Genomic DNA, 17863 nt, shown 5'->3' with positions numbered 1-17863 from the left:
GGTTTTCGCCGCAATTGCCGGGGCCGGAGCCATGTTTTGGTCCAGCTTATCGGGAACACTCCGAGCACACCCGTAAAGGCAGGGTGCCTGCCGCCCCGTTGGACCCCGAATCGCGAAGCCAGATCGCCAGATGAACGCAGTGCCAGACATCAGGTTTCCCCTGCCCCCGGACGTCCCGGCAGAGGAATTGCAGCCCGGCACCGAGCTTCTGCACGGCCAGTACCGGATCGAGCGGTTCCTGAACTCCGGCGGGTTCGGCCTGACCTATCTGGCGCGCGACAGCCTCGATCGTATCGTGGTCATCAAGGAATGCTTTCCCGAGGCGCTGTGCATGCGCACGGGGCAGGACGTGCATGCACGCTCGCGCAGTTGCAGCCAGGAATTCCACTCGATCGTCCAGCATTTCATCGACGAGGCGCGGCGGCTGGCACGGCTGAACCATCCGGGGATCGTCGGCGTCCATCAGGTATTCTCGGACAACACCACCGCCTATATGGCGCTTGACTACATCAAGGGCAAAAGCCTGCTGGAGATCATCGAGGATCCGCGCGAGACACCCTCGCCCGACACGATCCGCGATATCCTGATCAAGGTGCTGGACGCCGTTGCCTTCGTCCATGACCAGAGCCTTCTGCACCGCGACATCTCGCCCGACAACATCCTGATCGACCTGAGCGGCAACCCGGTCCTGATAGATTTCGGCGCGGCACGGGAACGGGCCACGCGCAGCAGCCGGGTTCTGTCGCGTCTTCAGGTGGTCAAGGACGGCTACTCGCCGCAGGAATTCTACGTTGCAGGCATCCGGCAGGGTCCGCCCAGTGATCTCTATGCGCTGGCGGCCACCTTCTACCACCTGATCGCCGGGGTGGCGCCGCCCGACAGCCAGCAGCGCATGGCCGCGCTGGCCGCGAACGAGCCCGACCCCTACCACCCGCTGAGGGGCCGGGTGCCGGGCTATGCGCCGGACTTTCTGGGCGCTATCGACACGGCAATGAATGTCGTGCCGAAAGAGCGGCCGCAATCGGCGCATGAATGGCTGGCGATGATCGAGACAGGCCCGCGGCAGGCGGCCGAAGGGCGCATCCTGCCGATGGACGAGGAGGTGATGGTCTCGATCTCGCGGCTGGTCGAGGAGACCAACCGCGCGGTGATGGAGGCCCGGATGCGAACCGAGCACACGGAAAGGTCGCGCATCCCCGAGCCGCCGAAACCGCCCGAGCGCAAGCCCGCCTTTACCTGGCAATCGCTTTATGACGACGACGAGGACGAGGACGCGACCGGCGCCGATCCCGGCATCGCCGAGGCCGAAGCCGTCTCGCCGCGCGAGGCGCCGCGCCGCGCGCGCGGTGCCCGGCTCGGCGGGATCGGGGCGCTGCTCGGGCTCGCCCGCAGACTGACCGCACGGCCGTAACCGGACCGGCCAAGACCGCAGCAAGGACAAGCACGGAAGGCAGAGGCATGAAATTCCTCAAACGCAGAGGCGGCGACAAACCGGGCGCCGACGACTTCAACGATTATGTCGAGCCTTTTCCGCCGCTTCGCCGCAGCGCCCCCGAGCCGCTGGAGGTCGATCCGGACCCGCGCCCGGCATCCCGGGCCATGACACGGGCGATCCACCCGACAGCGCGGGAGGCCGAAGCCTTTCGCGACCGGCTGAGCGAGCTTGACTTCGATCCGCAGGTCGACCTTGACGATGACGATTTCGACGAGATCGCGGATTTTCCGGCCGGGGACGAGGCCATGGCCCTTGCCCGGCGCGTGGCCGAGGGGACAGCATCGGCCGCACCCGCGCATGCGGCGCCGGGCACCACGCGGACGGTCCTGTTTCCGGGCGAGGGCAGCGCCCCGGCCGCCGATGGAGTGGCAAGGCGGCAGCCATGGCCGCAGACCGCCCCCGCCGATCCCGCGCCCACCCGCACCCTGGCCGACGCGCCCGAGCCGTTCGAGGACGCGCCGCAGCAGCGCATCGCGATGCCCCCGGCGCAGGCCCAACGGCAGGAAACGCCCCCTGCCTTCGAGGCCCCGCCACCCGCTGCGGGCCGCGCAGGCCCCGGAACGGGGCGCGCGCGCACGCGGCTTCTGGGCTTCGGCCAGGTCGAGGATCCGGCGGTGGACCCCTTTGCCCGGGACGCGGCCCCGTCCCCGTCGGCCGCAACCATGCCCGGCTTTCCCGTCGGCTGGCTGGTGGTCATCGACGGCCCCGGCCGCGGCGCTCATTTCGCGCTGTTCAACGGCGTCTCGCAGATCGGGCGCGGTGCGGATCAGACGGTTGCGCTGGATTTCGGCGACACCTCGATCTCGCGCTCGGGCCATGCGCTGCTGGCCTTCGATGACGAACAGGGCAAGTTCTTTCTCGGCTCGGGCGGCAAGGTGAACATCGTGCGCCTGAACGGCCAGCCGCTGCTCAGCACCGAGGAGATGTCCGACCGCGACGCGATCCGCATCGGCGAGACCACGCTGCGCTTCGTCGCCTTCTGCGGTCCCGGGTTCACCTGGTCGACGGATCGGCCCGATGCAAACGGCGGTTGAACTGCGACTCGACGCAGCCACCGGCATCGGCCAGGGACGGCGCGAACATCAGGAAGACGCGATCATCGCCGATTTCACCATCGGCGACGAGATCGGCCTTGCGGTGCTGGGCGACGGCATGGGCGGGCATGCGGCGGGCGACGTGGCCAGCCGCATCGCGGTGACCGAGGTCTTCAGCGAGTTGAAGCTGCGCTGCGACGATCCCGACCGCTTCATCCGCTATGCGCCGGGCATCCTGCGCGCCGCCATGCGCGAGGCGAATGAATCCATCGCCGAGCATGTGCGCGGCCATGCCGAGACCGGCGGCATGGGCACGACGCTGATCGCGCTTGCGGTCGCGCGGGACCGGCTGTTCTGGGTCTCGGTCGGGGATTCGCCGCTGTTCCTGTTCCGCGACGGCCAGTTGCACCAGATCAACGAGGATCATTCGCTGGCGCCGCAGATCGACAGCATGGTGCGGTTGGGCATGCTCAGCGCGGACGAGGCGCGCAGCCATCCCGACCGCAACTGCCTGACCTCGGCCTTGACCGGGGCCGAGATCCACCAGATCGACTGCCCCGACCGGCCGATCGACCTGGCCGCGGGCGACATCATCGTGGCCGCCAGCGACGGGCTCGACTCGATCGACCGCAACCGGCTGCGCGCCATCCTGGCCGAGCATCGCCGCCGCACCAGCGCCGAGATCGCCAATGTGCTGTTCTCGGAACTGGAAACGCTGGCCGATCCCGAGCAGGACAATGTCTGCTTCACGGTGATCCGGGTCGTCGCCCATGGCTGGCAACCCGATATCAGGCCCTGCCGCCCGGTCCTGCCCAATCCGGCCGAACGGTCGGTCAAGCGGCCCGAACCCGCGGCGGCGCAGCGGCGCGGCGCAGGGCGGGTCTGGTCGCTGCCGCTGGCCGCACGGTTCCTTCTCAGTTTCGGGAGGCGGGCGCAATGAATGCGATGCTCGACCGCGATGTGCTGTCGCGGCTTGAACAGGCGGTGGCGGCGGATCATCTGCCCGGAAAGGCGCGCGACTACGGTCAACGGCTGCTGGCGCGGCTGCGCGCACCGCTGCGGCTGGTCGTGACCGGCCCCGCAGGCAGCGGCAAGTCGGAACTGGCGCGGCTGCTGTGCGGCCGGACCGACCCCGCGATGGCGCCTGGACCGGGGGGCGAGCCCGCGGAAACGCCTTCGGTGCTGTTTCGCAACCTCGTGGTGATCGAACTGGGACTGCCGGCCCCGGGCAGCGGAACGCCCAGCGCGGGCGCGATCGAGCAGACCTCGCCCGACATCATCCTGTGGTGCACGCAGGGCTTTGGCCATGCCGAAGCGCAGGTCTGGGCGCGGGTGCCCGACAATCTGAAGGATCACGCCTTTCTGGTGCTGACCAAGGCCGATGAGTTGATGCGCCACGGCGTGCTGGACGAGCGGCTCGACGATCTGCGCGAGGTGGTCGAGACCGAGTTCCACAGCCTCTTGCCGATTGCGACCGCGCAGGCCGCCGCCGCCATGGCGGGCACCGGGATCGCCGACGCGGCGCTGCATGCGCGCAGCGGCGCGACCGCGCTGTTCGAGGCGCTGACGCGCATGATCGAGCAGGGGCGCGGTGCCGACCAGGACGCCGCGGATCTGTTCATCCGCCGTCATGGGCACCCGGCGCTGCGGTCGCTGTCGATGGAGGCACCGACCGTCGATGCGTCCCCCGTCTGCCCGTCGCTGGCCGACGCGGTTACTGAAACGCAGGGCAACCCGGCGCTGCCGGACCCCGAGGCCGTGGTTTCCGAACGGGCGATCCACCTGCTGGACGCGCATTGCGCGGATTTCCCCGATGCGATCGACGGCGACGACCCGGCCGGGATCCGGGCGCTTCTGGCGCTTTGCGCCCGCACCGCCGGGGCGCTGGGCGATATCGTCGAGGAGGCCGGGCTTGCCGGGGATCTGGCCGAGGATGTTCTGGAAGCGAACGAGATGCTTCTGCTGCTGACGCTGGAACAGGACGAGACCGCCGCCGCCGATGCCGTCACGCTTCTGTTGCAGTTGCGCCGCGGCTTCGAGGCGCGGCTGGCCGCCTGAATCGCATGCACCGCCGCGGGAACGCCATGGGATCGCCACTCTCAGAACATCTTCGCAGGAAAAACTGTTTCGACGGCCGCGACAACCAGCCCTGGCGCGGCCGGATCCGGGCGGGCCTGCCCGGGTTCCGCAAAGTCAAGAGGGGTGTCGCAAGGTGACGCTGGACGAACGCGCAGGAATCGCATTGACGGCGGCCCGCCCCCGGACCGCCAATCCGGGGCTGCTGGCGCTGGGAATGGACGGTTTCGCCGGGTTCATGGAGCGGCTGGACCAGATGCGCCGGGCGCTGGCCGACCTGGCCGAGATCGGCGATGCGACCGTCGTCCGGGGCGCAGCGCGGCTGGCCGCGCAGCTCGACATGGTCGAGCCCTCGATAACCTTCATCGGACAGGTCAAGGCGGGCAAGACCTCGCTGATCAACGCGATGGCGGGCTGGCCGGGGCTGTTGCCCTCGGATGTGAACCCCTGGACCTCGGTCGTCACCTCGATCCACCTGTCGCCCGCCTGGTCGACCGCCGCCGCGGGGGCCAATTTCCGCTTCTTCGACCCGCAGGAATGGGACCGCCTGATCGAGAAGGGCGGGCGCATGGGCGAAATGGCCAGCCGCGCCGGTGCCGAGGAAGAACTGGAGAAGGTCCGCCGCCAGGTCGAGCGGATGCGCGAGAAATCCAAGGGCCGTCTGGGCCGCCGGTTCGAACTGTTGCTGGGCCAGGAACACCGCTACGGCACCTTCGACGAGGAACTGGTGGAACGCTATGTCTGCCTTGGCGACGATTTCGAGGAGGACGAGGGCGAGCCGTTCGACATGCGTGGCCGCTTTGCCGACATCACCAAGGCGGCCGACCTGCACGTTACCCATGCCAATGTGCCGTTCAAACTGTGCCTGCGCGACACGCCCGGCGTCAACGACACCTTCCTGATGCGCGAACAGATCACCATCGGCGCGATCCGCGACAGCCGGCTGTGCGTGCTGGTGCTGTCGGCGCATCAGGCGCTGTCCAGCGTCGACATGGCGCTGATCCGGCTGATCTCGGCGGTCAAGGCGCGCGAGGTGGTGATCTTCGTCAATCGCATCGACGAACTGCCCGATCCCGCATCCCAGATCGCCGAGATCCGCGAGTCGATCCGTGACACGCTGAAGAAGCACGAGGGACCGGCCGACGCGCCGATCCTGTTCGGCAGCGCGGTCTGGGGCCAGCACGCGCTGGAGGGCACGCTGTCGCAGATGAGCGAGGCGAGCCGCCAGGCGCTTCTGGCCTATGCGCGTGCCGAAGGCGCCACGGGCGACGCCCCGCAGGCCGCGATGGATGGCATCTGGACGCTGTCGGGCATCCCGGCACTGTACCGCGCGTTGGGCGAGCGCGTCGCCGAGGGTGTCGGTGGCGAGGCGATCGACAGGATCGCCCGCAGCGTCGGCAACCTTGCCCGGGGTGTCACCGCGGCGCAGCGGTCCATCGGGCTTGCGGTGGCGGGCGGCCAGGCGGTGACGCTTGATTGTGCCGCAATCTCGCGCGACCTCGACCAGATCGAACGGCGCGCGACCGCCCTGCTCGAAACCGCCTTTGCCGCCCAGCGCGCCGAGTTCTACATTCGGCTGGAGCGGTCGCACAACAATTTCCTCGACCGCGCCACGGCCGCGCTGATCGAGCATCTCGAACGCCATGGCGAGGGCACGGTCTGGTCCTATGAACCGACGGGGCTGCGGCTGTTGCTGCGCTCGGCCTGTCAGGTCTTTGGCAAACGTATCCAGGACGACGCCAGGGCGATCCTTGAAACCGCCGCCGCCGAGGTCGCCGCGACCTACCGCGCCGCCTTCGGGCTAACCGAGGCGCTGGCCATCGAACCGCCCGAACCGCCCCGGCTGAATCCGCCGGTCGCCATCGCCCAGACCATCGCGCTGGACGTCAAGGGGACCTGGTGGCGCCGCTGGTGGCTGCGCCGCAAGGGCTATCGCAGCTTCGCGGCCGAGTTCAACAAGATGATCCGGGAGGAAACCTCTCCGATCCTGGACGAACTGGGTCACGACCATGCCGAGGCGATCCGCACCGACCTGATGCGCACGCTTGCCGGTTTCCTTGAGGAACAGCGCGAGATCGTGACGGCGCTGGCCGAAAAGGCGGCACCGACTGCCCGGGATCTGGGCGCGGCACTCGGCTATCAGGAGCGCGCGGAGCGATTGCTCGCGATCGAGAACACGGTTGCAACGATGCGCCAGGAAGCGGCCTGAGCCCAAAGCCCGAGGCGGAAAGACATGACCAAGCCCCCCCTTCCCGGCGATTTCGCCCCTGACGGCGCGGCGCTGGCCGCTGCACCACCTGCGGCCAGGAAGCCCTGCATCGCCCTGATGGGAGAGTTCAGCGCGGGCAAGAGCACGCTTTCGAACCTGTTGATCGGCCAGAGCCCGCTGCCGGTCAAGGTGACCGCGACCCAGTTGCCGCCGGTGCGGCTGTCCTACGGCACCGACAAGGCATGGCGCGAGGATCACGACGGGCGCATCCATCCGCTGGACATCGCGGCGCTGTCCGATGTCTCGCCCGCCGAAACCCGGCTGGTCCAGCTTTTCGTCGAGGCCGACCTGCTGCGGCTCTGCGACCTGATCGACATGCCAGGCATTTCCGACCCGAACATGGACGCGGCCGTCTGGGAAGGCGTGATCGGACAGGCCGATGGCGTGATCTGGTGCACCCATGCCACCCAGGCCTGGCGCCAGACCGAGGCCGCCGTCTGGGAAGACCTGTCGGGCAGGCTTGGCGCCACCAGCCTCCTGTTGCTGACCCGTTGCGACAAGCTTCTGACCGAGGATGACCGCGCGCGCGTGCTGAAACGTGTCCGGCGCGAAACCGAGGGGCTGTTCGCCGCGAGTTTCCCGATCTCGCTGACCCAAGCGGTCGAGGGCAGGACCGACCGCGCGCTTTGGGCCGCCAGCGGCGCCGAGGCGTTCTGCGAGCGGTTCCTTGCGCTTCTGGACGGCCTGCGCGGCGGGCCCGCCCCCGAAGCCCTGCCGCCGCTTGCCCCCGCCGCGCTGGCACCGCCCCCTGCCCCCTGCACGGCACAACCCGACGAGACGGGCACCGGGGCGGCTGTGCTGCCGCGGCGTGTGACCCTTGACCGCGCGCCCGGCCGCGAGGCCCGGCCGCCCGCCGGCCGGACCTGGGGCCTCGGCCTGCGCTGACGGCGCGCCGCGCCCCGGCGCATTCGGCCGCAAACGCGGCAAGGAATTGTTTTCGAAGGCCCAGTCGGCAGGGAACGCGTTTTGGCTGTGGAAGCTTTGGAAATATCGACTAGAGTGCGCGCGATGGTTCCCGCCGAGCGCATAAAGTCCCTGCGCCGATCGACCCCCGGATGCCGGTCGCTTGTCTTTGTCGACCTGAAATCCCGGCTCGTGCTGTGCAGTGATTCCGACCTTCCTGTGCCGCCGCAGGAAGCCCTTGACGCCGTGTGCCTGCGCGGTGCGCGGCTGCTGACCGGGCCGATCCCGGCGGCTGCCGAGGCGGCGCTGGCGGCGCCGGTCTTCGAGGCGGTCGCGGTACAGGGCGGCCGGATCGAGGTTTTCCTGCGCAGCCCCGACGCCCCCGACGAGGCCCTGTGCGGTGTGCTTGAGGCAAGCGCCGATCCGGACGCGGCGCTGGACGTGCTTCGAGGCGGGATCGACGCGATCCTGACCGAAGACGCCGCCCACCCCGTCGCCGCATCCCCGCGAGGGCAATAAGGTGAGCGGTCTGGACAGGCTCAACAACAAGCTTGCCAAGCTCAAGGGCAGCGATGCGGGTCAGATCGTGACCGATGCGACGGACGGGATCGTGTCCGTCCTGCTGACCGAGATCGAGGAGACCATCCTGCCCCGCGAGATGGTCCTGACCAACGAGACCGGCGACCGCTTCGTGCTGCTCGTGGCAGGCCGCCGGTTGCTGGCGCTGGGCGGCCCCGGGGTGGACGACCCCGGCCCTGCCAGCGGCGACGATGCCGCCGCGCAGATCGTAGCGGCCTTCCAGGGGCCGTTCCGCAGATTTCTCGACCGTGCCCGCGAGATCAGCATCGACGCCGGGCGCCCGCATGACCGGATCGACGCCACGACGATCGGCTGCTCGGTCGAGGCGCTGGGCGCGGCGCTCGCCGGACCCGGACAGGGACCGCAAGGCGATCCGGTCGCCGCGGCGCTGGACCTTGCGCTGGCCGGGCTGCGGCTGGCCGGTGACGAGATCGTTGCGCGCAGCGGCGACGCCCCGGCCCTTGCCCGGCTGGAACGCTTTGCCGCGACCGGTGCGGCCGGTCTGGCCGGGGTCGTCGGCGGGGATGGCGATGCCCCCTCCTGCCTGTTCCTGTCCGGGACCGGACAGGGGGGCGCCATTCTTGCCCGGGTCGCCTTCCGCGGCGAGGCGGCGCTGATCCTTGCCCCGGCCGAGGCCCGCGCGGATCTGATCGCGCTCTGCCGCTGACCGGGCGCCACGCGCCCGGGCAAGGACCGGGTCACAAACGCTTGACAGCCCCCGCCGACAGAACTACCCCCGAGCCGTCTTGGTTCATCCGTTCCCCCGGGGCCGGGTGATGAAAAGGGAACACGGTGCGGCCCCCGGGCCAATTCCGTGGCTGCCCCCGCAACTGTAAGCGGCGAGCGCGGCTGAGTATGCCACTGGGCCAGCGCCCGGGAAGGCCAGCCAAGCGACGACCCGCAAGCCAGGAGACCTGCCAGGACGATCACCCGGTCCCGTCGCGGGGTGCGGCGCGGGCAGCGGTCCTTCCGCGGTGGTGATGCCTCACCGTCTGCGGAAAGCCACACCTTTCCAAGGACTTGCAGTCAGAACAGGCCAGCCGGACACACCGGCAGCCACGCAACGGACATGGGACACATGATTCGCAAGACCATCGCCCTGGGGCTGGGCGTCACCGCCCTCACCCCGCTTGCCGCCTTTGCACAGCAAAGCCTGCTGCTGGACGAGATCACGGCCTCGGCCAGCCTCGTACCGATCGAGATCAACCGCACCGGCACCACGGTCGAGACGCTGGACGGCGCCGACATCGCCGCAGGCGGTCTGAGCATCGGGCAGACGCTGGCGCTGTTGCCCGGCGTGTCGATCACCGCGAATGGCGGGCTGGGGGCAACCTCGACCCTGCGGCTCAGGGGTCTGGGCGGCAGCTATATCGGCGTGCGGATCGACGGGATGGACATGACCGACCCCTCCAGCACCCAGACCGCGTTCAATTTCGGCACGCTGATCGCCGGGATGCCCGACCGGATCGAGGTGCTGAAGGGGACGCAATCGGCGCTTTACGGCTCGAATGCCGTTGCCGGTGTTGTCGACATCACCACCTGGCGTCCCGATGCGCCGGGCTTCTCGGGGCGGGCCAATGTCGAGGCGGGCAGCTTCGACACCAGGGCCGCCACGGTCAATCTGGGTCAGAAAGGCGAACGCGGCGAAGTCGCGCTGACCTTCTCGCGGCTGACGTCCGAAGGCTTTTCGGCGCGCACCTCGGATACCGAAAAGGACGGCTTCGACCAGACGCAGCTGGTGCTTTTTGCCGCCTATGACGTGACCGACGAGCTGCGCATCGGCTTCTCGGCGCTCTATTCCGACGGCACGTCGGATTACGACCGCTCGACGGTCGATCCCACCGGCAAGATCGACCAGACCCGGCGCGGGCTGCGCAGCTTTGCCGAATTTGCGACGGGCGCAGTCGAGCACCAGTTTGCCCTGTCCTGGGTCGAGACCGACCGCTTCGATGCCGGCGGCTTCACCGAACGCTTTGTCGGCGAGCGCACGCGGATCGACTATCTCGGCCGGATGGACCTGGGCACCGATCTGACGCTGGCCTTCGGCGCGGACTGGACCGAGGAAAAGGCCGCACTGGACGCGGACCGCTACGAGGCCGACAGCGCAGCCGCGTTCGGCGAGTTGCAATATGCCGTCTCGCCCGCGCTCGATCTGGCGCTGTCGCTGCGCCATGACAGCCATTCCGATTTCGACAACCAGTTGTCGGGCCGCGCGGCGCTTGCCTGGCGGGTGCAGGACGACCTGATCCTGCGCGCGGTGGTCGGCACCGGCTACCGCGCGCCCTCGCTCTATGAACGCTTCGGTCCCTTCGGCAGCACGACGCTGCAACCCGAAAAAAGCCGCAGCGCCGAGATCGGGATCGAGAAGCGCTTCGGGCCGGAAAGCTTCGTCAAGGCCACGCTGTTCCATACCGAAATCGACGATCTGATCGACTTCGATTTCGGCACGAGCACCTATAACCAGGTTCCCGGTACCACCACCAGCAAGGGCATCGAACTGTCTGGCCGCCACGCGGTTTCGGACCGGGTGGCGCTGTTCGGCGCCTATACCTATACCGATGCCGCCAATCCGGGCGGGCGCATGGTCCGCGTGCCGCGCCACGATCTGAGCCTCGGGGTGGAAGCCGGGCTGACAGACCGGCTGGACGCCCAGATCGGAATTCAGGCGGTAGCCGACCGGACGGACACCAATGCCTGGCCACTGGGCCCCTCGGGCATCGCGGATTACACCCTGGTCAATCTGGGCCTGTCCTATGCGGTGACCGACAGGGCCCAAGCCTATCTGCGCGTCGAGAACCTGTTCGACCAGAGCTACGAACCCGTGCGCGGCTACAATGGCGCGGGCCGGGCCGTGTTTGTCGGCCTGCGTGCGTCCTTCTAGGCTGATATCGCTTGCCGCCGCCCTTACCCTGGCCGGGGCGGCGGCGCTGGCCGAGGCGCCGCGGCGCGTCGTCTCGATCAACCTGTGCACCGACCTTCTGGCCATGCTGATCGCGGAACCCGGCCAGCTTGTCTCGGTCAGCAAGCTTGCCGCCGATCCGCGAAGCTCGGCCATGGCCGGGGCGGCGCGCGCCTATCCCGCCAATCGCGGCGGCGCCGAGGAAATCGTGGCGCTGCGCCCCGATCTGGTGCTGGCCGGGCGGTTCTCCGACCCGGCCACGATCTCGATGCTGCGCCGTCTGGGCATCAAGGTCGAGCAGTTCGAGATCACACGCCGCATCGACGAGATCCCCGCCCAGATCCGCCAGGCCGGCCAGCTTCTTGGCCGCGAGGAGCGTGCCGAGGCACTGGTTGCCGAGTTTCAGGCCCGCCGCGCCGCCCTTGCCCCCCCGCCGGGCGTGCGGCCTCTCGCGGCGATCTTCCACCCCAATGGCTACAGCCAGGGCACGGGCACGCTGTCCGACGACATCCTTGCCCATGCCGGTTTCGACAATCTCGCGGCCCGGCTCGGCCGGACGGGCGGCGGGCTGATCGCGATCGAGGATCTGGTCATGGCCGATCCGGACCTGCTGATCCTCGCCCGCCCCTACCCCGCCACCTCGCGCGCCGAGGAAATCCTTGGCCACCCCGCGCTGCGCGCCACCGCAGCCGCCCGCCAACCCGCCTATACCGATCCCGACTGGACCTGCGGCGCGCCGCAGGTTCTGGACGCGGTCGCCCGGCTGGCCGAGCGCCGCCGCGCCCTTGCCGGAGAGTGAAATGCCTAGGCTGTCTTCTTCTTGGTCCAAATACCCAACTGCAACATCTGCCAGCCGCCCCGCCGCCGGGGAAAGGGCCTGCCCGTGACCCGCGCGCTGATGATCCAGGGCACCGGCTCGAATGTGGGCAAGTCGATCCTTGTCGCCGGGCTCTGCCGCGCGGCACGCGCGCGGGGGCTGTCGGTTGCGCCCTTCAAGCCGCAGAACATGTCGAACAACGCCGCCGTGACCGCCGACGGGGGCGAGATCGGCCGGGCGCAGGCCTTGCAGGCGCTCGCCGCCGGGCGCGATCCGGTGACCGACATGAACCCCGTGCTGATCAAGCCCGAAACCGACCGCGCCGCGCAGATCGTCGTTCAGGGCCGCGCGCGCGGCGCCTGGCGGGCTGCGGATTTCGCGGGCGAGCGGCCGGGGCTGATGGGCGCGGTTCTGGAGAGCTTTCACCGGCTCGCGGCCAGCGCCGATCTGATCCTGGTCGAGGGCGCGGGCAGCCCGGCCGAAATCAACCTGCGCCGCGGCGATATCGCGAATATGGGCTTTGCGCGGGCGGCGGGCGTGCCGGTCGTTCTGGTCGGCGATATCGACCGGGGCGGGGTGATCGCGCAGATCGTCGGCACGCAGGCGGTGCTGGATCCGGCGGATGCCGCGATGATCCGGGGCTTTGCCGTCAACAAGTTCCGCGGCGATCCGCGGCTTTTCGAGGATGGCTATGCAGCGATCGAACGGGCGACCGGCTGGCGCGGCTTCGGCCTTGTGCCGTGGTTCCCGCTGGCCCATCGGCTGCCCGCCGAGGATGCGGTCGATCTGGGTGCGCCGGGGGGCGACGGAACATTCCGCATCGTCTGCCCGATGCTGTCGAGGATCGCGAATTTCGACGATCTGGACCCGCTGAAACTGGAACCCTCGATCCGGCTCGACATGATCCCGCCCGGCAACCCCTTGCCCGGCGATGCCGATCTGGTGATCCTGCCCGGCACGAAATCGACCCGGGGCGATCTGGATTTCCTGCGCGCGCAGGGCTGGGATATCGACCTCATGGCCCATGTCCGGCGCGGCGGGCGGGTGCTGGGGCTGTGCGGCGGATACCAGATGCTGGGGCGGCGGATCCTCGACCCCGAGGGGCGCGAGGGTCCGGCGGGCGAAACCGCGGGGCTGGGTCTTCTGGATGTCGAGACGGTGATGGCGGCGGACAAGACGCTGACCCGCGTCGCCGCCATCCATGAGGCGACGGGCACGCCGCTGGACGGCTACGAGATCCATATCGGCCGCACCGAGGGCCCCGACCGCGCCCGCCCCTTTGCCCGGATCGAGGGTCGGCCCGAGGGCGCGGTGTCGCCCGATGGGCGGATCGTGGGCACCTATCTGCACGGGCTGTTCACCGGGGACGGGTTCCGCCGGGCCTGGCTTGACCGGCTGGGCCTTGCGCCCGGTGCGCTGTCCCATGCGGCGGCGGTCGACACGGCGCTGGACGCGCTGGCCGAGCATCTGGAACGGCATCTCGACATTGAGGCGCTGTTAACCGTCGCAGATGTAGTTCCGTCCGGACAGGCCCCCGTCTAGGGCCGGGACATCCGGTTCCGGTCGCAGGGGGCGGCCGCGAAAAGGCATCCCGGTGACGCAGCGTCTTCTGATCGTCACGACCGCGCGCAACGAGGGTCCGTTCCTGCTGGAATGGCTGGCCCATCACATTGGCGCGGGGGCCAGCGATTTCCTGGTCTATTCGAACGATTGCGACGACGGGACCGATGCGCTGCTCGATGCACTGGCCGCGGCGGGGGTGCTGTGCCATGTCGCGCATGACGCGCCTGCGGGCAAAAGCGTGCAATGGCAGGCGCTGCGCGCCGCCTGGGCGCATCCGCTGCGCAAGGCCGCCGATTGGGTGCTGGGTATCGACCTTGACGAGTTCACAAACATCCACGTCCCCGGCCACCGCTTTGCCGACCTGATCGCCGCGCTGCCCGAGGGCACGGATGCCATCGCCCTGCCCTGGCGGTTCTTCGGCGACAATGGCGTGGCCGCGTTCCATGACCGGCCGGTGACTGGACAGTTCACCGCCGCGATGCCGCCCGATTGCGGCTATCCGGTCTCGGCCACCTTCTTCAAGACGCTGTTCCGCAGCGCGGGGCCGTTCAACCGGCTGGGCGTGCACCGCCCGCGCCAGAAACCCGATGCGCGCCCGGTCTGGGTCGACGGATCGGGCACACCGCTGCCCGCGGCCATTGCGGCCCATCCCGAACGGCTGTCGCTGATCGGCCGAGAGGGCGCGCGCGGGCTGGCCGAGATCAATCACTACGCGGTGAAATCGGCCGAAAGCTTCATGCTGAAACGCGCGCGCGGCCTGCCGAACCGGGGCTCGAAGCCCATCGACCTGGCCTATTGGGTCGAGCGCAATTTCAATACTGTCGAGGACCGCTCGATTGCCGCGATGGCGCCTGCGACCGCGGCCGCACTGGCGCAGCTTCGGGCGATCCCGGGCGTGGCCGCGCTGCATGGGGCGGCGGTCGACTGGCACCGGGCGGCATTCCGGCGGATCGTGGCGCAGCCCGAGGAACACGCGCTTTACGCGCATCTGCTGTTGGCGGGCGGCAGCCGGGTGATCGGCCCCGACCTGCGCGCCCAGGTCTTTGCGGGCTATCACCGCGCCCAGGCTGCGGAGGCTGCCGGATGACCCTGCGCGCCCCGCCCCCCGGTCAGCTCGTGCGTCGGCATCTGCGGGCGCGGCCGCTTGGGGCGCGGCTTTGCCTTGATGCCATTGCCCGCGAGACGGCTGGCGGGCGCATGATCTGGCTGGTCTTCCCCACCGGCACCCCGCCCGAGGCGGTCGCGGCCAGCGGGCGAACGACAATCCGCGCGGTTGGCGGCGGGCTGGTTGTCGGGTTGGCCGATGCCGATGGCGGGGCGCTGATCCTTGACGGGCAGCCGGTCCGGATAGCGCCGCGTCCGGCCGAAACCATGCTGTTTGCCGGGCTGAACACGCTGGTTGCGGTGCGCAATGGCGAAAGCGCGGCCCAGATCGCCGAATGGCTGGACTATCATGTGCAGGACCACGGTGCCGAGGCGGCGCTGATCCTTGATCGCAGCCCGGGTGACAACGATTTCGACGCGGCGCTGGCGCGCAAGACCGCCGCGATCCCAGGTTTGCGGCGGCTGGTCCTTGTCGATCCCGACCGCCCCCCGCCCGATCCCCAAGGCGCTACGCCCGACGAGGGGCCGGTCTACGAATGGTTGCGCCACGCCTTTCTGGACGAGGCCCGCGCGGTGGCCAATCTGGACCTTTGCGACCTGCTGGCCCCTGCCCCCGGCGCGTCGATCTTCGACCGGGCCGCCGCCGCGCCCGCAGGCATGATCCTGCTGACGGGGCGCCATGCCTTTCCCTGGCGGCCGCGCGACCCCGCCAAGCCGGGCTTTGCCGATCATGTCTGCGTGGCCTTCGACCGGCCGCAGGACGCGCGGCGCTGGTGCGTGGCGCCCGTCAAGTGCGGCCCCGACACCATCTGGCGCGTGAACCGCATCGCCGGCACCGCGCCCCGGGCGCAGGATGTGGCGCATTTCTACCGCTGCATGGCGCTGCGCCATCCCGGCCAGCCGGTTTCACGTCTTGCGCCGCGCGCAAGCCTGGTCGAGGAACCCGCGCTGATCGCGCTGGCCGAAACCCGGTTCGGGCAGACGCCGTTGCGCATGCCGCAGATCGCCCCGCCCCGCATCGACCCCACCGCCAACCGCACCGCGATCGTGACCACGATGAAGAACGAAGGCCCCTTCATCCTGGACTGGCTGGCCTATCACCGCGCCATCGGGGTGCAGGATTTCCTGATCTACACCAATGATTGCAGCGACGGCACCGACCGGCTGCTGACGCTGTTGCAGGCGCGCGGGATCGTGCAGCACCGCGACAACCCCTATCGCGCCATGGGTCTGAAACCCCAGCATGCCGCCTTGCAGGTTGCGGCGGACGAGCCGGTTGTCCGGGCTGCGGACTGGCTGATCTGCATGGATGTGGACGAGTATCTGAACATCAAGGCGGGTGACGGGACGCTGGCCGCGCTGTTCGCGGCGACGGGCGGGGCGAACATGATTTCCTGCACCTGGCGGCTTTTTGGAAATGGCGACATCCACTGCTTCGACGATGCCCCGGTGATCGCCCAGTTCACCCGCTGCGCCGCCGAGATGACGCGCAAGCCGCATCAGGCCTGGGGCTTCAAGACGCTGTTCCGCAATGTGGGGCTCTTTCGCAAGCTGGGCGTTCACCGGCCCAAGGGGCTGACGCCGCAGCATCTGGACCGGATCGCCTGGGTGAACGGCTCGGGCCAGCCGATCCCGCGCGGGATGTATCGCAGTGCCTGGCGCTCGACCGCCGAGACGGTGGGCTATGATCTGGTACAGCTCAACCATTACGCGGTGCGCTCGGCCGAAAGCTTTCTGGTCAAGCGCGACCGCGGCCGGGTCAACCATGTCGAGCGCGACCAGGGGCTCGCCTACTGGTTCCGGATGAACCACAACGCCGAGGAGGATCGCTCGATCCAGCGCATGATCCCGGCGATGGAGACCGAACGCGCGGGCCTGTTGGCCGACCCCGCGATCGCTGCGGCCCATGCGGACTGTGTCGCCGCGCATCGCGCGAAGATCGCGGAACTCAGGGCGCGGCCCGATCAGGCGGCCTTTCATGCCGCGCTGACCGGCCCGCGGATGCAGCTTCTGTCGCGGATGCTGGGCCATTTCGGGACGAATGTCTTCCTCGCCGGTCCCGAATCGATCCCCGACGCGGTGGTGCAGACCGACCCCGCGCCGGGCTTCTTCTTTACCGTCGAGCGTGCGGAAACCCGGCATTAACCGCGTCGTGCCAAGACGGGGCAAACGGCCGGAAAACCCGCGCCGGAAAGGGGATGGCGGATGGGCCTGCCAAGGATTGCCGCGCTCTGGCTTGAGGGGCCGCTCAGCTTTCTGGAACAGCTTTGCCTGACATCCTTTGTCGATGCCGGGCATGAGGTGGTGCTTTTCCATTACGGTCCGCTCGAGAATGTCCCCGGCGGGATCGCGCTTGAGGACGCGGCCACGATCCTGCCGCGCACCGATTTCCTGACGCACAGGCGCACCGGCAGCCCGGCGCTGCATTCCGACCTGTTCCGCTACCGGATGCTTGAACGAAGCCGTAACACCATCTGGGCCGATACCGATGCCTATTGCCTGCGCCCGTTCGAAACCGGGACCGGGCATTTCTACGGCTGGGAATCGCGCCGCCACATCAATGGCGGCGTCCTTGGCCTGCCTGCCGACAGCCCCGCATTGTCGGCGCTGCTGGCCTTCACCGCGGACGAGTACGGTATTCCGCCATGGTTCGCACCGGACGAGCGGGCGGAGCTGGAAGCGCAGCGCAAGGCGGGCAGCCCGGTGCATGCCAGCGACCTGCCCTGGGGGGTCTGGGGGCCGCATGCACTGACCCATTTCCTGCACGAAACCGGCGAGGCCGCCCATGCCTTTGCGCAGGAGGTGCTGTATCCCTTCAGCTTCCGGGATCGGGGCAAGATGCTGCGACGTCGGCTGGACACCTCGCCTTGGGTGACCGGGCAGACGCGGTCGGTCCACCTCTATGGGCGGCGGATGCGGGCGCGGCTTGTCAGGAAGGAGGGCGGCGCACCGCCGCCGAACAGCTTTCTCGGCCGGCTTCTGAAAAAGCACGGCATCGACCCGGACCGCGCGCCCCTGCCCCCCCTTCCCGCCGCCGCCGAGATCGAGGGCGACGAGGACTGAGCCCGCACCGGGGCGCGGATTCGCCGCTTGCCGCGCCGCGGCCGGGCGGCATAGATTGCCC

General features: G+C 69.2%; 14 protein-coding genes and 1 riboswitch. All 14 genes read left to right on the top strand.

The genetic code is table 11. The features are described from left to right. The first annotated feature begins 130 nt into the window (after positions 1-130). Positions 131-1411: a serine/threonine-protein kinase gene (locus GH815_RS00885; RefSeq protein ID WP_153746845.1), complete on the top strand. Its 1281-nt coding sequence runs from the start codon at positions 131-133 to the stop codon at positions 1409-1411. Between the two features lie 47 nt (positions 1412-1458). Further along, positions 1459-2529 (top strand): FHA domain-containing protein, encoded by a 1071-nt coding sequence (locus tag GH815_RS00880; protein ID WP_246176238.1) that lies wholly within the window; start codon positions 1459-1461, stop codon positions 2527-2529. Then, complete coding sequence (locus GH815_RS00875) at positions 2513-3469, top strand: PP2C family protein-serine/threonine phosphatase (RefSeq protein ID WP_153746844.1); 957 nt, start codon at positions 2513-2515, stop codon at positions 3467-3469. Before GH815_RS00880 ends, GH815_RS00875 begins: the two co-directional genes overlap by 17 nt. Next, positions 3466-4587 (top strand): hypothetical protein, encoded by a 1122-nt coding sequence (locus GH815_RS00870; RefSeq protein WP_153746843.1) that lies wholly within the window; start codon positions 3466-3468, stop codon positions 4585-4587. The genes GH815_RS00875 and GH815_RS00870 overlap by 4 nt, the downstream gene beginning before the upstream one ends. Before the next feature lie 154 nt (positions 4588-4741). Continuing rightward, a complete protein-coding gene (locus tag GH815_RS00865) occupies positions 4742-6814 on the top strand; it encodes a dynamin family protein (protein WP_170290267.1) in 2073 nt (690 codons plus the stop codon). Positions 6815-6838: 24 nt separating this feature from the next. Beyond that, a complete protein-coding gene (locus GH815_RS00860; protein ID WP_153746841.1) occupies positions 6839-7759 on the top strand; it encodes a dynamin family protein in 921 nt (306 codons plus the stop codon). A 210-nt stretch (positions 7760-7969) separates the two neighbouring features. Then, entirely contained in the window at positions 7970-8296 is a 327-nt protein-coding gene (locus GH815_RS00855; RefSeq protein WP_153746840.1) for a hypothetical protein, read from the top strand. A gap of 1 nt (position 8297) precedes the next feature. Then, complete coding sequence (locus GH815_RS00850) at positions 8298-9023, top strand: hypothetical protein (RefSeq protein ID WP_153746839.1); 726 nt, start codon at positions 8298-8300, stop codon at positions 9021-9023. Between the two features lie 63 nt (positions 9024-9086). Beyond that, a riboswitch (cobalamin riboswitch) is annotated at positions 9087-9292 on the top strand. A 133-nt stretch (positions 9293-9425) separates the two neighbouring features. After that, positions 9426-11237: a TonB-dependent receptor plug domain-containing protein gene (locus tag GH815_RS00845; protein WP_153746838.1), complete on the top strand. Its 1812-nt coding sequence runs from the start codon at positions 9426-9428 to the stop codon at positions 11235-11237. Beyond that, positions 11224-12054, top strand: coding sequence for an ABC transporter substrate-binding protein (locus tag GH815_RS00840; protein ID WP_343030595.1), 831 nt, complete (start codon positions 11224-11226; stop codon positions 12052-12054). The genes GH815_RS00845 and GH815_RS00840 overlap by 14 nt, the downstream gene beginning before the upstream one ends. 99 nt (positions 12055-12153) lie before the next feature. Continuing rightward, entirely contained in the window at positions 12154-13614 is a 1461-nt protein-coding gene (locus GH815_RS00835; protein ID WP_153746989.1) for a cobyric acid synthase, read from the top strand. 52 nt (positions 13615-13666) lie between these two features. Then, positions 13667-14722 (top strand): glycosyltransferase family 2 protein, encoded by a 1056-nt coding sequence (locus GH815_RS00830; RefSeq protein WP_343030594.1) that lies wholly within the window; start codon positions 13667-13669, stop codon positions 14720-14722. Next, complete coding sequence (locus GH815_RS00825; RefSeq protein WP_153746836.1) at positions 14719-16884, top strand: glycosyltransferase family 2 protein; 2166 nt, start codon at positions 14719-14721, stop codon at positions 16882-16884. Before GH815_RS00830 ends, GH815_RS00825 begins: the two co-directional genes overlap by 4 nt. Before the next feature lie 60 nt (positions 16885-16944). Then, positions 16945-17802 (top strand): hypothetical protein, encoded by an 858-nt coding sequence (locus tag GH815_RS00820; protein WP_153746835.1) that lies wholly within the window; start codon positions 16945-16947, stop codon positions 17800-17802. Positions 17803-17863: the final 61 nt, after the last annotated feature.

The organism is Rhodovulum strictum (assembly GCF_009649175.1).
Classification (GTDB): domain Bacteria; phylum Pseudomonadota; class Alphaproteobacteria; order Rhodobacterales; family Rhodobacteraceae; genus Rhodovulum; species Rhodovulum strictum.
Note: the sequence above shows the minus strand (reverse complement) of the source record. Positions and strands in the feature narration are given on the sequence as shown.